We start from the raw sequence: 14,877 nt of genomic DNA, 5'->3' as shown, positions 1-14,877 counted from the left end.
CGAACCTAGCGCGCGTCGGACTCCGTGGGAAGTCCTGCGTCGGCGTAGATCTCGTCCAGCGACAAAGTGATGCCAAGGTCCGGCAGCGATACCGCCTCAGCCCCTTCGGCAAGCAGGCTGTCGAAGCCGATAACTTGGCGGCGCATCAGCGTGACACTGCGGCTCGCCTGCTCGACCAGCAGGTAGTAGCGCAGCGACGGAAGCTTCAGATAGGCGTCCCGCTTCTCCGTCCGGTCCAGCCGCTCCGTCGACTCGGAAGCGACTTCAACCAGCAAGGCCGGACTCGTCAAGTAGCGCGCGGCGTAGTCGTCGACCGCGCCGCAACGGACGACGATGTCGGGATAGTAGGCGGCATCGACCGTATCCGCTTCGATCCGCACCAGCATGTCCGACGACAGGACCTGGCAGCCCTTGCCCCTCAGCGCCTGGCGGAGCACGCCGACCAGATTCGAGACGATGATGTTGTGGCGGAGGCTGGCACCCGCCATGGCGTGGGCGTCGCCAATGCCATCCAGTTTCGCGAACACCTCGCCATTCACGAATTCGTGGCGGACAGGGCTTGCCGCCTCGGCCGCCAGGAACTCGGCAAAGGTGATGCGCCGGGGGCGACGGACGCTGGACATGGTGAAAGCATGCCCATGTGGTGCGATTATCGCAAACGCCTACTCCATCATCGCTTCGGCGATCAGGTCTTCGGCGGCTTCGCTGAGCAGGTCGTCGATGGCACCGCCTGGGACGGCCTCGCGCCCGATGTCGAGGAGTACGGGCACGGCGAGGGGGGAGACGCGCTCGAGCCGGCGGTGAACGATGTGGCCGGCGGCGCGGCCCAGCATCTCGCCCAGGCGGCGCACGTCGAGCAGGCCGGTCGCGGCGTCGGCCCAGGTCGCCTTCATCAGGACGTGGTCCGGCTGGTGCCGGCGCAGCACGTCATAGATCAGGTCGGTTGAGAAGGTGACCTGCCGGCCGTTCTTTTCCTGCCCCGGATGGCGCCGCTCGATCAGGCCGGAGATCAGGGCGACGTTGCGGAAGGTCCGCTTCATCAGGTTGGATTCGGCCAGCCAGTCCTCCAGGTCGTCGCCCAGCATGTCCTGGTCGAACAGCTCGCCCAGGTCGACCCGGCCCGCATCCTCCAGCGACCAGACGGCGAGGGCATATTCGGACGCGACGAAGCCCAGCGGCTTCAGCCGGCGCCGCTCCATCCGCCGGGTCAGCAGCATGCCCAGCGTCTGGTGCGCCAGCCGCCCCTCGAACGGATAGGCCACCATGTAGAAGCGCTTGGCCCGGGGGAACGTCTCGATCAGCAACTGGTCGGGCCGGGGCAGCAGCGAGCGGCGCTTCTGGATCGCCAGCCATTCGGCGACCGGGGGCGGCAGGCCGGGATGGTCCGGCCCATCCGCCAGCAGGCGCCGCACCCGGTCCGCCAGGAAGGTCGAGAGCGGGAACTTGCCGCCGGCATAGGACGGCACCTTGGGCTCCGCATCGGTCGAGCGGCTGACGATGGCGGAGGTTTCGCGAAGCGCATCGAAGCGCAGCACCTCGCCCGCGAAGACGAAGCTGTCACCGGGGGTCAGTGCCTCGATGAAGGCTTCCTCCACCTGGCCCAGGACGCGCCCGCCATTGAGGCGGACCGAGATCATCGGTACCTCCACGATGGTGCCGATGTTGAGGCGATAGCGCCGGGCGACGGCCGCATGGACCGGCTTCCACACGCCGTTGGCGTCCCGGGCCAGGCGACGCCAGCGCTCATAGGACTTGAGCGCATAGCCGCCGGTGGCCACGAAATCGAGCACCGCGTCGAACGCGTCCCGCTCCATGGCGGCATAGGGTGCGGCGGTGCGGATCTCGTCATAAAGCTGGTCGGCGTTGAAGCCGCCGGCCACCGCCATCCCCATGATGTGCTGGGCCAGCACGTCAAGGGCGCCGGTGCGGGGGCCGTCGCCGTCCAGCGCGCCCTCGGCCACCGCCTCGACCGCGGCGCGGCATTCCATGAACTCGAATCGGTTGGCGGGAACCAGCAGGGCGCGGCTGGGCTCGTCCAGGCGATGGTTGGCGCGGCCGATGCGCTGGACCATGCGGGAGCAGCCCTTGGGCGCGCCGACCTGGATCACCAGGTCGACCGCGCCCCAGTCGATGCCAAGGTCGAGGGTGGAGGTCGCGACCACCGCGCGCAGCCGCCCCTTTGCCATGGCCGCCTCCACCTTGCGCCGCTGTTCGGGGGCGAGCGAGCCATGGTGCAGGGCGATGGGCAGGCCGTCGTCGTTGATACGCCACAGGTTCTGGAAGATCAGCTCGGCCTGGCTGCGCGTGTTGACGAAGACCAGCGCCGTCGTCGCCCCGCGGATCGCGTTCATCAGTTCCGGGTAGGAATGCCGCGCGCTGTGTCCCGACCAGGGGACGTGCGCCTCCGACTGCAGGACCGTCAGCTGCGGCGGTGCGCCCGGCGCCCCTTCGACCGGCGTCACGGGTCGCTCGCCCCCCAGCCAGCGGGCCAGGCCCGGCCGGTCGGCGATCGTCGCCGACAGCCCGATACGCCAGGCCTTCGGCGCCAGGCGATCCAGGCGGGCAAGGTCGAGGGCCAGCAGGTCGCCCCGCTTGGTCGTCCACAATGCGTGCACCTCGTCGATCACGACGGCCTTCAGGTGCCTGAACATGCGGTCGGCATCGTGAAAGGACAGGAGCAGGGCCAACTGCTCCGGCGTGGTCAGGAGGATGTCCGGAGGGTTGCGCCGCTGTCGCCCCTTCTTGGCGGCGGGCGTGTCGCCCGTCCGCGTCTCGACCGAGATGGGCAGGCCCATCTCGGCGACGGGCTCCTCCAGGTTGCGGGCGACATCGACGGCCAGCGCCTTGAGCGGCGAGATGTAGAGCGTGTGCAAGCCGCGCCCCACCTCACCCGGCCGGGGCGCCGCGCGGCCGGCCAGGTCGACCAGGCTGGGCAGGAATCCGGCCAGCGTCTTGCCCCCGCCGGTCGGCGCCACCAGCAGGATGGCAGCACCCGGCCGCGCCGCCGCCAGCACGCCCAGCTGGTGCGCGCGCGGCGCCCAGCCGCGACCGGCGAACCAGTCGGTGAAGATGTGCGGCAGCAGGGCGTGCGCGTCGCCGATCGCCTCGCGGTCCATGTTCTCATTTTGGACCAGTCGCGCAAGGCGATCCAGACCGGCGATGGGCGGGTGGCGGGCGGGATGACGCCTTGAATCCGCCGTATCGGCCCCTTAAGCCTTGGCGTGCGGTCGGGTCCCGCGTGCGGGACTGATTCTGGCCGCATCAGGCTGCTTGGGGAGCGTTGCCTGCGATGACGGACATTTCACGCCGCCACCTGCTGATCCTGGGACTGGGCGGACTGTCGCTGGGCGGCATCGGCCTTGCCGGCTGTCAGCAGCCGATCCGCACGCCGATCTATCCCGAGCTGCACTTCACCCACCAGTCGCCGATCCGGCTGCGCCTGTCGCGCATCACGGTCAGCGACAGCTATGTCTCGCCACAGAAGCTGCCCAATGTGGAGCACACTTTCCCCGCGGTCCCGGGGCCGACGCTGGCCACCTGGGCGCGGGAGCGCCTGAGCGCCGTGGGTGGTGCCGAGGAGGGCCGCTTCATCATCGAGAACGCCTCCGTCGTGGAAATGCGCCTGCCCCGTCGTGGCGGGCTGGAGGGCCTGGTGACGGTCGATGCCGGCTGGCAGTGGGAGGCGAACCTGGCCGCGCGGCTGGAAGTCGGCTTCAACGGCCGCGTCGTGCGCGCGAACGCCCGGCGCACGGTGTCGATCCCGGAGAACATCCGCGCGGACGACCGCGACGACACCGCCTTCCAGATGGTGCGCGACGTGATCGCCGCCTTTGACGGGGCCATGCAGTCGGCAATCAACCAGAACCTGTCCAGCTACCTTGGCTGATCCGCGGGTCGCCGGACAGTCGGTGGCCGACGTCCCGGGCTGGTGGCTGACGCTGGCCTTCGGCCTGTGCGGCTTCGGCTCGTCCATGGGCATCCGCGCCCTTGACCCCGTCGTGCCCTATCTCATGGAGCACTATGGGGTCAGCGTGCACGGCGCCGTCATCGCCGCCTCCGGCTTCTCGCTGGCCTATGGCTTCGGCCAGCTGGTCAACGGCCTGCTGGCCGACCGCTATGGCCGCTTCCGCGTCATGTCGATCGCGCTGCTGGGCACCGCGCTGTTCTCGTTCGTGCCGCTGGTCCTGTCCTCGTTCCCGGCCCTGGTTGCCGCGCGCGTTGCCGCCGGATTCTGCGGCTCGGCCGTGATCCCCAGCGCGCTCGCCACGATCGGCCAGCGGCTGGAGCCGGGACCCCGCGCCATCGCCATCGCCAGATTCATGACCGCCGTCATCACGGGCCAGTTGCTGGGCGCGGTGGCGACGGGCCAGGCGGCGGCCAGCGCGGGATTGTCGGCCGGCTTCCTGATCCTGACCCTGTCGCCGCTGCCGGGCTTCGTGCTGCTGCTGACCCTGCGCCGCATGCCGGAGCTGAACGAGCGGGTGACGGGTTCGCTGACCCATGTCGCCGTCATGATGCGGACGACCACGCTGCCCTGGCTGGCGCTGTTCGGCTTCCTGGAGGGGGCACTGGTACTGGGCGCCATCCCCTTCGTCTCGGTCTTCCTGGACGAGCGGCTGGGCCTGGGGGCCGACGCCGCGGCCTGGGCCGTCGCCACCTATTCGATCGGGGGCGTGCTGTTCACCCTGGTGGTGACGGCGGCGGTCCGGCTGTTCGGAGACACCATGTTCCTGTGGGGTGCCGTGGCGTCCGGCTTGGCGTGGGTCGTGCTGCCCCACCTGCCCAGCTTCGCGCTGGTGATCGCGGTCATGCTGCTGACCGGCTTTGCCTTCAATGCCATGCACAACACGCTGCAGACGGCGGCCAGCACGGTCTATCCCCCGGCCCGCGCCACCGGCATGTCGTACTTCGCCTTCGCCCTGTTCCTGGGCGTGGGGCTTGGCCCGCTGGCCTTCCAGGCGGTGCGCGACGCGGTTGGCCTGGACGGTGCCTTCCTGACCTGGGCGATCGCCGTCATCGCCCTGGGGCTGGCCAGTCGCAAGGCGCCGCTGGGCGCGCGCTGACCCTCAAGCCAGGCGCGCCGACAGCCGTTCCAGGAAGCTGAGGCACAGAGCCAGCTGGTCCAGGCTCACGAACTCGTCCGCGGCATGGGCTTGCAGGATGTCGCCGGGGCCACAGATCACGGTCGGAATGCCGATCTGCTGGAACAGCCCGCCCTCGGTCGTATAGCTGACGGCGTGGGTGTGGTTGGCCCCGCACAGCGCCTTGGCCAGGACTTCCGCCTCCGACCCTGGATCGGGCCGCAGGGGCACGACGGCAGAACGCGCCAGGGTCGATACCGCGGCGTCCGGCGCCGTCGCGCGCAGCAGGGGCAGCACCTCGTCCGCGACAATCGCGTCGAAGCGCCGCTTCACCAGGTCCTGGTCGGCATCGGGCAGGGGCCGGTATTCCCAGCCCAGGCGGCATTCGCGCGCCACGATGTTGTTGGCCGTGCCGCCCGCGATCGTGCCGATCCCCACCGTCGTGTGGCCCGGCGTGAAGCGGCCCGAGGGATCCCCCGCCAGGCGCAATTCCTCGGCAACGCGTTCCAGCCCGGCGATCAGGCGGCCCGTCGCGATGATCGCGTTGGCCCCGGCCTGCGGCTGGCTCGAATGCGCCTCCCGCCCTGTGACCGTGGTGACGAAGGAGCGGATCCCCTTGTGCGTGTCGACCACCTTCATGCCCGTGGGCTCGCCCACGATGGCCAGCGTCGGCTTCGGCGTCCGCCGCGCCAGGCGGTCGATCAGCGAGCGGACGCCGATGCAGCCCACTTCCTCGTCATGGCTGAACGCCAGGTGCACCGGCTGGGCCAGGCTGCGCCCGACCAGGTCCGGCACCAGCGCCAGGACACAGGCGATGAACCCCTTCATGTCGCAGGTCCCCCGGCCATGCAGCAGGCCGCCCCGCTCGACCAGGGTGAAAGGATCGCTGGACCAGTTCTGCCCGTCGACCGGCACCACGTCCGTGTGGCCGGAAAGCATCACGCCGCCCCGCTCCGCATCGCCGATCGTCGCGAACAGGTTGGCCTTGGTCCCGGTTTCGTCGAAGACCAGTTCCGACGCTATGCCATGGTCCGCCAGATAGGCTTCAATGAAGCGAATCAGCGGCAGGTTGGTCAGGCGGCTGGTCGTGTCGAACGCGACCAGCGTCTCGAACAGGGGAAGGGTTCTGTGCAGCAGATCAGTCATTCCGCAGAGCTTAGGACGCCGCACCGCCGCTCTGCTAGGGTGCCGGCCATGACCCGTCCCGCCGCAGCCCCAACACCACGCGCCATTCTGGCCCGAACCGCCCGGCTCGCAGCCCCGTTCGCCGTCCTCCTGGCCGGCGGCCTTGCCCTTGGCGCCTGCGCCGGTCCCGGCTGGACCAAGGCTGGCGCCGACCAGGCCGCCCTCCAGCGCGACATGGGCGAATGCGCCGCCCTGGCGCCGCCGCCGCGGCGCGAGCCGGAGCCGCCGGCCTATCCGTCGAACACGCCCGGGGCCGACATGGGCTCCGCCGGGCTCAACAATTTTGGCGCGCTGCAGACCAGCCAGGCCCTGAGCCGCATGGACACCGACGAGGAGTTCATGAACCGCTGCATGCGCGGCAAGGGCTGGACCGCGATCTGACGCCTGCCGGGCGCCGGCGGGAGCGCCTGTATCGGCGCCTGTGCCGGCGGTCACTGCACAGCCCTGGCGCGCATGGCAAGGTGCCGCCATGCGCTCGCTCCTCCTGGCGGCCGTTGCCGCCCTGCCGCTGACCGTCCTGCCGCTTGCCGCGGCTCCAGCCCGGGCAGACGACGCCGCCGTGGCCATTGCCTGGGCCGACTGGTCGCCGCAGGTCTTTGCCCGCGCCAAGGCGGAGGGCAAGCTGGTCCTGCTCGACCTGGGCACCAAGTGGTGCCACTGGTGCGGCGTGATGGAGCAGACGACCTATGCCGACCCGCGCGTGAGGGCGGCGATGGCAGAGCACTTCGTCGCCGTCCACGTCGATGCCGACGCCCATCCCGACCTGTCCCAGCGCTATGAGAACTGGGGCTGGCCCGCGACCATCGTGTTCGATGCCGAGGGGCACGAACTGTGGAAGGGGCGTGGCTATATCGAGCCCGACACGTTCGCCTTCCAGTTGGCCGCCCTGGCCGACGATCCGACGCCAGAGGCAGCACCCCAGCGGGTGCGCGCCGCGGGCCTCGACGGCGTCGATCCGCGCTTCATCGGCCAGATGGACCGCCGCTTCGCCTTTGCCTGGGACTACGAGAAGGGCGGCTGGGGCTCCGGCCACAAGTTCATCCAGGCCGAGGCGCTGGAATACGCGCTGTCGCTGGTGCCGGGCGGCGACGCGCTGGCCGCGCGCATGGCGCGCCTGACCCTGACCAATGCGCGGGCGCTGGTCGATCCCGTCGATGGCGGCATCTACCAGTATTCCGAGGCGAACGTCTGGGACCGCCCGCATTACGAGAAGATCGGCATTTCCCAGGCCGCTGCGCTGCGCGTCTATGCCCAGGCGGCGACGGCGCTGGACGAGCCCGCCTTCCTGGACGCGGCGCGGGACATTGCCCGCTTCCTGACCGGGCCGATGTCGGCCCCGGGCGGCGGCTTCCACGCCAATCGCGACGCCGATGCCCCGACAATGCCCGGCAAGGACTATTACGCGCTGGACGCTGCGGCCCGCGCCAAGGTGGCGGCGCCCGCCATCGACCAGGCGGTCTATGCGCGCGAGAACGGGCAGATCATCCAGGGCTTCGTCGCGCTGTTCGAGGCGACGGGCGACCGCGCCGCCCTCGACCGCGCGCTGCAGGCGGCGGAGGCGGTGCGCCGCGACCTGGAACGGGCCGATGGTGGCTTCGACCATGGCGGCGACGGCGCCACGACCTGTCCCTGCCTCCCCGATACGCTGGCCATGGCCCAGGCGGAGCTGGACCTGTACCGCGCGACGGCCGATGCCGTCTGGCTGGCCCGCGCGTCGGCCGCCGCCGACATGATGCTCAAGACCTTCCTGCTGGACGAAGGCGGCCTGGCCTCCGCCGCCCGTGTACCCGGCGACGCCGCCGGCAGCAGCCTGCTGGCCCAGCCCTTCCGCCACCTGGACGACAACACGGCCGCCGTGCGCTTTCTCAACCTCCTGGCCCGCTACACGGGCAAGGCGGAGCATCAGCAGGGGGCCCGGCGCGTCATGGCCTTCCTCGCCGCGACGCCGGAAGCACGGACGGGCAGCTTCTGGCCCGGCCTGCTGCTGGCCCATGCGGAACTCGCGCGCGAGCCGCTGCACCTGGTCGTGGTGGGACCCAAGGCGGACGCCCGCGCCGCCCGCCTCTATGCCGCCGCCCTGGCGGTGCCGGGCACCTATCGCCGGGTCGAATGGTGGGACCCGGCGGCCGGCCCGCTTCCGCATCACGACGTGGAGTTCCCGGAGCTTCCCGACCCCCAGGCCTTTTCCTGCACCCAGAACCTGTGCTCGATCCCGATGGACGATCCGGCCCGGATCGGCCCCCAGGCCCTGCTTGCGCAATACCCGCCTGACTGAGCCCATGCGCAGACGGTTGCCGCGGCGCCCGCGATCTTCTATGGTCCGGCCGCGCCGCACCCGTAGCTCAGCTGGATAGAGCGCTGCCCTCCGAAGGCAGAGGTCACAAGTTCGAATCTTGTCGGGTGCGCCAATCTTTTCAGGTGCTTAGATGGGTTCCCGGGAATGCCTCGGGGGCCGGTTCGGTTCCGGTTTCGCGTTGGGGACTGGATCCGCAATTGTGGCGGGGCCTGCGGTCCTGCGGGACAGCACGGGCCATCGCTCCTGCAACACGGACGCATGGCAGCCGGCACGAGCGGCTTTGCCACTACCAATAGCCTACGGGCAGTGCCCCCACCCCTGCCAGATTGCGCCGCGGTCGTGCACGACCTGCCGGCGTCGTCAGGGGGCGGGCGGGACCGGAAAGGGCGGGCCGCCGCGTGTGGCGCGGGGGGCCAGGGGGAGCAGGACGTCGACCACGGTGCCCTGCCCGGGCGTGCTGGACAGGGCCAGGCGGCCGCCATGCGCCTCCGCCAGGAGCCGGGCGATCGGCAGGCCCAGGCCCGTCCCCTCCTCCACCCGGCGCGTCGTGCTGCAGATCCGGTAGTAGGGCTTGAGCGCGCGGCGCATCGCCTCTTCCGTCATCCCGATGCCGGTATCCATCACGGCGATCCGGGCCATGCCATCCTGGCGCTCCACCAGCACCGTGACGCGACCCTGTTCGGGCGTGAACTTGATCGCGTTGGAGATCGTGTTGATCAGGATCTGGCGCAGGCGCACCGGGTCGCCGTCCATCGCCACCTGCTCGTCGGCCAGGAACAGCAGGGCGATGTGCTTGGCCTCGGCCAGCGGCTCGAGCATGGCGATGCAGTCCCGCGCGATGCCCGTCAGGTTCAGCGGGGCCGCCTGGAGTTCGAACTGGCCCGATTCGATGCGCGCGATGTCCAGGACCTGGTTCACCAGGTCGACCAGATGGCGCCCGGCGCCCATGATGTCGCCGACATAGCCCTGGTGCTGGACGTTGAGCGTGCCGCCAATGCCGGCCAGCATCAGTTCCGAAAAGCCCAGGATCGCATTCAGCGGCGTGCGCAGTTCATGGCTCATGTTGGCCAGGAACTGCGCCTTGGCCGCGTTGGCCTCCTCCGCCTGCTCGCGGCTGGCATCGGCGAGCGCGCGGGCCCGGTCGAGCGCCGCGGCCTGGCCCTGCAGCAGCCGGCGCTGCTCCTCCAACTCCTCGGTATGGACGACGCGCTCGGTGATGTCGGTTGCCAGTTTCAGGATGCGGGCCGGCCGGCCGCTGGCATCCAGCACCGGGTTGTAGGTCGCCTGGACCCAGAACTCGCGTCCGTCGCGCGCCACCCGGCGGAACACGCCAGAGGTGAAATGGCCGGCCTGAAGCGTGGCCCAGAAGGTGGAATAGGCCTCCTGCTCCCGCTCCCGCGGGGACAGCAGCAGTGCATGGTGCTGGCCAACCAGGTCGCCCCGCGCATAGCCGGTCATGTCCAGGAAGTTCTGGTTTGCCAACAGGATCGTCCCGTCCAGGTCGAACTCGATCACCGCCAGCGACCGATGCAGGGCGGCGATCTGGCTCTCGTCGCGGGCGCGGCGGCGCTTCGCCTCGGTAATGTCGGTCGCGAACTTGATCACGCCCAGGGGGCGGCCGGTCTCGTCCAGGATGGGGTTGTAGGTGGCCTGGATCCACACCTCGCGTCCGCCCTTGGCCAGCCGGCGATACTCGTCCGAGTGAAAGGCCCCCTGGCGCAGGTTGGACCAGAAGGCGTCATAGGCGCCGCTCGACAGCATGGCGGTCGGCACGAACATCGCGTGATGCTGGCCCACCACCTCGTCCAGTGCATAGCCCATCATGCGCAGGAAATTGTCGTTGGCGTCGACCACGATGCCGTCCAGCGTGAACTCGATCACCGACAGCGACCTGTAGACCGCCTTCAGCAGCTGGGTGTGCGAGCGGCCGCGGGCGGTCAGCGCGCTCACGCGGGAGGGGGCCACGGCCTCGCTCGTGGCGCGGTCCAGGATGTCAAGGCGGGCACCGCCCGCGATCGGGGTCAGGACCATGGACCACGGACCTTCCGCGCGGGGCACATGACCGCTCAGGCGCCCGCGGCCGCGTCGAGATGGTACGCGCCGGCCCCATCGCAGGGCGCCGCGGGTCCAGCCAGCAGGGCACGCACCGCAGCCAGGAAGGTTGCCTGGCAGATCGGCTTGCGGAAGGTGCGGCACGCGCCCAGCTTCTCCATGAAGCCCAGGAACATCGCATCCTGGCTGGTACCGGCGCCGCAGATGGCGATGACCGGCAGGGCGGGATGGCGGGCCCGCAGCGTGCGCAGGACTTCGAAGCCGTCGAGGTCGCTCATGAAGACGTCCGTGACGACGACGCGCGCCGGTGTCGTCTCCAGGAAGCGGAGGGCCGTGCGGGCCGAGGAAAAAGCCTGCGCGCAATGGCCGGCGCGTTCCAGCAGTTCCTGGAGGAAGGCCAGGTAGTCCTTGTGGTCGTCGATCACGACCACGTCGATCGGCCCAGGTGTTTGCGGAAGCGTCGCCATGCAGCGACCCTAGTCCCGTGCCCGCCGGGGCACGAGATATCAGGGGTCGCGCCCGCCGCGCCATGCGGACAGGGGCCGACCCCATACCACCCCCATCCTTCTGGACAGGCCACCCCATACGCCGTTGGCCTGTGCGGCCCGGCCCGACCCTGTATCGTGCGGTGCGATGCACGCAGAACGATACCGATGACAGGCATGACGCCGCTTGTCCCTGCGCTGGCCGGACTGGCGGCATGGCTGCTGGGCGTGCTGGGCGTCGTTGCCCTGCGCGGCGTGGCGGCGGCCTGGCCGGCGGCGGCGCGAACCGCGGCGCTGGGACTGGCGGGGGCCGTCCTGGTCACCCTTGCCATGACGCTGCCGCTGCCTGTTGCGGCCAGCCTCAACGCCGCGGCCCTGGCCACGCTGTCCGTCCTGACGCTGGAGGAGGGGGCCGCCGTCGGCGCGATCGCCCTGCTTGGCGGACTTGCGCTCGGCATCGCCTCAGCGCCTGGCGCCGGGGCCCAGGCCGCAGCGCTCGGCATGGGCTTTGGCGCCTGCCTGGCGGGGGTGCTGGCCGCCCGCTTCCTGGCCCGCACCGGACGGCGGGCGGGCTGGCGCGAACTGGTGGTGCTGGGCCTGCTCGACGGCGTGCTGCTGGCGGCGGCACAGCTGGCGCTGCCGGCGGTCGAGGGCGCCGCGACGCTCCCCATCGCTTCGGGTCTGGCGCCCCTGGTTCTGGCGCTTCTGGCGGCGGCGGCGACCGCCCTGGCCATGGGCCGCCTGCTGGCGCTGGCGGAGGCCGCGCGCGGCCCCTTGCCCCAGGACGAGGCGGCGCGGGCGGCAGCCCTGCTCGACACTGCGACACGCCTGGCCAATGGCGTGCCCGCCTTCGTCGCCTTTGCCGAGGTGACCCCGTCGGGCACGACCGACCCGGCGGCGATCCTGTGGACGCAACGCTTCGCCCCCGACCTGCCGCTGCGCGCCGCCGACGGGCAGGCTGCCGACGCGCTGGGCCCGTTCATCCAGCGGCTGGCCGCCAGCGCCGCGGGCAGCGACACCTGGACCGCCATGCCACCCGTCTGGCTGCGGCGGGAGGGGCACGAGCAGATGCTGCAGTTCAGCGCCCTGCCCGTGGGTCAGCCAAGTCCTGGCCATCCCCTGATCGCCATCCTGCAGCACGACCTGACGCTGGAGTTCGGCGCGATCGACGCGGCCGACCGGCGCAGCGCCTTCCTGGCCGGGTTCAGCTCCGTCTTCGCGGAGTCGGTGCGCCAGGTGAAGGAGGGCACGTTGTCGATCGCCGGGATCGCGCGGGCCATCAACCGCCTGGCCGTGCAGGCGCTGGGGGCCGATTCGGCCCAGGTCTGGCAGCCGGACACGCTGACCGGCCTCAGCAATTGCCTGGACCATTATGACGGCACCAGCCAGGCCCTGCAGCGGCTGCCATCGGTACGCATCGCCGACTATGCCGACATCTTCGACGCGGTGGCGCGCGACCGCATCGTGATCCGCCACAATGACGGCAGCGATCCGCGCTTCGACATCGAGGACCAGCGGCGCGCGGCCGGCGGCATCGCCCAGGACCGGCGCAGCGTGATGTTCATCGGGGCCGAGGCCATGCAGTCGATGGGCGCCGTGCTGGAGGTCCAGGCCGGCCACACCCGCCCCGACTGGACGGACGAGGAGAAGACGGTGGCGATCGTGATCGCCAACCTGATGGGCTTCCTGCTGCTGCTCGACCGCCATCGCCAGATCCTGGAGGCGCTGGACCATGTCGCCGACGGCCTTGTCGCCGTCTCGGCCGAAGGCGGCGTGTTCTATGCCAACCGCGCCGCCCTGCGCTATGGCCACGCGCCCGACATCGTCGAACGAGCGGCGCGGGGCGATGCCATGCCGGCCCACGCCTTCCCCCTGCTGGCCGGCGGCGAGGCCACGGTCGAGGTGGACTGGCCCGACGACGCGGGCAGCCGCGCCCTGCTGGTCACGCGCTCCCGCCTGAAGGACGGGGCGGGGGTGATGGTGGTGCGGGACGTGACCGAGTTCCGGCGCGCGCGTGACGCGCACGCGGCGCTGGAGAGTCGCCGGCAGCAGGCGACCACGATGGAGGCCCTGGGCCGGCTAGCCGGCGGCCTGGCCCACGACTTCAACAATCTGCTGGGTGCCGTGATGGGCTTCGGCCGCTTCCTGGAGGAGGACCTGGACCCCGCCAGCAAGCAGCACTACTACGCCCAGCGCATCCTCAGCGCCTGCCAGCGCGGCAAGGAGTTCGTGGCCCAGATCCTGTCCTTTGCCAAGGGCGGCAGCGAAGCGCGAGAGGTGCTGCCCGTGCGCGAGGTGCTGGACGAGACGCGGGCCAACATCCTCTCCATGGCGCCCGCGAACGTGGAGATCGTCATCGAGCCGGGGCCGGACGACCTTTACGTCACCATGAACCGGGCCCAGGCGACCCAGGTCATCATGAACCTGATCACCAACGCCATCGCCGCCGTGCAGCGGGGGGGTGGGACGGTGCGCATCCGCCTGGACCGGGTCCACGGTGCTGAGATCGAGCAGGACGCCGGTTCTGCCAGGATCGGCGTCGTGGACCCCGCCCTGACCTATGTCCGCATCGACGTCGCCGACAATGGCGTGGGCATTGCCGAGGCCGACCTGCCGCGCGTGTTCGAGCCGTTCTTCACCCGGCGGGCGGAGGGCCGTTCCGGCACCGGCCTGGGCCTGGCGGTGGTCAGCAGCATCGTGCTGTCGGTCCAGGGCGTCTGCACGATCAGGTCGCGCCTGGGCCAGGGCAGCGTGTTCACGGTCCACCTGCCGCTGGCCATGCCCGTGGCGGCCCTGCGCCAGGCCAGCGTGCCGCACGACCTGCACGGCGGCAGCGAGCGGATCCTGGTGATCGACGATGATGTGGACGTCACCGACGCGATCACGATCGGCCTGGAGCGCCTGGGCTATGCCGCGGTCGGCGTCAACGATCCCGAGTGCGCCCTGGAGGCGCTGGCGGAGGATCCCGCCGCCTTCGACGTGGTCATCACCGACCAGATGATGCCGAAGCTGAACGGGTGCGAGGTGGCGCGCCGGGTCCGCCAACTGGACGGCGGGCATGGCGTGATCCTGTGCACCGGCCTGGACAGCGGCGGCGTGGAGCGCGAGGCGCGGGCCGCCGGGGTCGACGCCTTCTTGGCCAAGCCGGCCAGCATCGCGGCCCTGGCGGAGGCGATCCGTGCCTGGGCGCTGTCCCGGCGATCCGGGGCGCCTCAGTCCAGCGGCACCTCGGTCCCCACCTCGGTCACCGCCTGCGGCTCCAGCGCCGAGGAGTAGTCCTGCGGTCGCACGCTGTAGACCGTGGCGCCCAGGATGCCGTCGCCACGGGTGCGGCTGTCGCTGAGCGGCATGGCGATCCGCTCGCCCAGGCCCAGGCGCTGGACGTGCGCAAAGACGAAGCCGCGGCCGTGATACAGGTGCGGCTCCAGGAAGATGCGGCGCTGGCGATGGACGAGCGCCTCGCTCCCGCGGGAGCGGAAGAAGTCGACATCGCGCTGGCCCGTCAGGTCACCGCGGTGGATCTCGCGGATCGTGCTGCCCGCCGTGCGGCCGATCACGTCGCCACTGGCCGGGTCCTGCCGCCAGCTCCACAGGATCGAGGCATGGGGTGCCAGGGCCTGCTGGTCCAGGTCGTCCCATGCCGGCATGGCGCGCACGCCCCGCGCCCGCTGCCATTCCTGGGCGACCGCGCGCAGCCGGTCGCTGCGGATCAGGGCCAGGAACCGGTCGAACGCCATCAGCCTCGCCTTCATCACTGCTTGTCGCCAGGTCCGGGGTG

At 70.8% G+C, this 14,877-nt stretch carries 11 protein-coding genes and 1 tRNA gene; 6 read left to right on the top strand and 6 right to left on the bottom strand.

Annotated features, from left to right (window positions below; all coding sequences use genetic code 11):
- Positions 1-5: 5 nt before the first annotated feature.
- Both ACI6GS_RS05510 and ACI6GS_RS05505 read right to left on the bottom strand, forming a co-directional pair.
- On the bottom strand, positions 6-623 hold the full coding sequence (locus ACI6GS_RS05510; RefSeq protein WP_439816781.1) for a Uma2 family endonuclease: 618 nt from the start codon (positions 621-623) through the stop codon (positions 6-8).
- 39 nt (positions 624-662) lie between these two features.
- On the bottom strand, positions 663-3,116 hold the full coding sequence (locus ACI6GS_RS05505) for a ligase-associated DNA damage response DEXH box helicase (protein WP_439816780.1): 2,454 nt from the start codon (positions 3,114-3,116) through the stop codon (positions 663-665).
- A gap of 173 nt (positions 3,117-3,289) precedes the next feature.
- Here ACI6GS_RS05505 and ACI6GS_RS05500 point away from each other — a divergent pair, with 173 nt between their 5' ends.
- Together ACI6GS_RS05500 and ACI6GS_RS05495 are read left to right on the top strand one after the other, a co-directional pair.
- Positions 3,290-3,886: a hypothetical protein gene (locus ACI6GS_RS05500; RefSeq protein ID WP_439816779.1), complete on the top strand. Its 597-nt coding sequence runs from the start codon at positions 3,290-3,292 to the stop codon at positions 3,884-3,886.
- 22 nt (positions 3,887-3,908) lie between these two features.
- On the top strand, positions 3,909-5,063 hold the full coding sequence (locus ACI6GS_RS05495) for an MFS transporter (RefSeq protein ID WP_439816778.1): 1,155 nt from the start codon (positions 3,909-3,911) through the stop codon (positions 5,061-5,063).
- 3 nt (positions 5,064-5,066) lie between these two features.
- Here ACI6GS_RS05495 and argE read toward each other — a convergent pair whose 3' ends face one another.
- The gene (gene argE / locus ACI6GS_RS05490; RefSeq protein ID WP_439816777.1) at positions 5,067-6,227 is read right to left on the bottom strand and encodes an acetylornithine deacetylase; all 1,161 of its coding nucleotides are present in this window, start codon (positions 6,225-6,227) and stop codon (positions 5,067-5,069) included.
- A gap of 48 nt (positions 6,228-6,275) precedes the next feature.
- Between argE and ACI6GS_RS05485 the strand changes: the two genes are divergently transcribed.
- The 3 genes from ACI6GS_RS05485 (at position 6,276) to ACI6GS_RS05475 (ending at position 8,674) form a co-directional block, all read left to right on the top strand.
- On the top strand, positions 6,276-6,647 hold the full coding sequence (locus tag ACI6GS_RS05485; protein ID WP_439816776.1) for a hypothetical protein: 372 nt from the start codon (positions 6,276-6,278) through the stop codon (positions 6,645-6,647).
- An 88-nt stretch (positions 6,648-6,735) separates the two neighbouring features.
- Positions 6,736-8,541: a DUF255 domain-containing protein gene (locus tag ACI6GS_RS05480; RefSeq protein WP_439816775.1), complete on the top strand. Its 1,806-nt coding sequence runs from the start codon at positions 6,736-6,738 to the stop codon at positions 8,539-8,541.
- Positions 8,542-8,597: 56 nt separating this feature from the next.
- Positions 8,598-8,674 (top strand) — tRNA-Arg (locus ACI6GS_RS05475).
- A gap of 248 nt (positions 8,675-8,922) precedes the next feature.
- Here ACI6GS_RS05475 and ACI6GS_RS05470 read toward each other — a convergent pair.
- Complete coding sequence (locus ACI6GS_RS05470; protein ID WP_439816774.1) at positions 8,923-10,593, bottom strand: PAS domain-containing sensor histidine kinase; 1,671 nt, start codon at positions 10,591-10,593, stop codon at positions 8,923-8,925.
- A 35-nt stretch (positions 10,594-10,628) separates the two neighbouring features.
- Positions 10,629-11,081, bottom strand: coding sequence for a response regulator (locus ACI6GS_RS05465; protein ID WP_439816773.1), 453 nt, complete (start codon positions 11,079-11,081; stop codon positions 10,629-10,631).
- Between the two features lie 195 nt (positions 11,082-11,276).
- Here ACI6GS_RS05465 and ACI6GS_RS05460 point away from each other — a divergent pair, with 195 nt between their 5' ends.
- Positions 11,277-14,375, top strand: a complete 3,099-nt coding sequence (locus tag ACI6GS_RS05460; protein ID WP_439816772.1) for a hybrid sensor histidine kinase/response regulator — start codon at positions 11,277-11,279, stop codon at positions 14,373-14,375.
- Here the strand turns inward: ACI6GS_RS05460 and ACI6GS_RS05455 are convergent.
- Positions 14,312-14,836 (bottom strand): hypothetical protein, encoded by a 525-nt coding sequence (locus tag ACI6GS_RS05455; protein ID WP_439816771.1) that lies wholly within the window; start codon positions 14,834-14,836, stop codon positions 14,312-14,314. The two genes, ACI6GS_RS05460 and ACI6GS_RS05455, sit on opposite strands and share 64 nt — an antisense overlap.
- Positions 14,837-14,877: the final 41 nt, after the last annotated feature.

It is taken from the genome of Zavarzinia sp. CC-PAN008 (assembly GCF_051903925.1).
Lineage (GTDB): Bacteria > Pseudomonadota > Alphaproteobacteria > Zavarziniales > Zavarziniaceae.
Note: the sequence above shows the minus strand (reverse complement) of the source record. Positions and strands in the feature narration are given on the sequence as shown.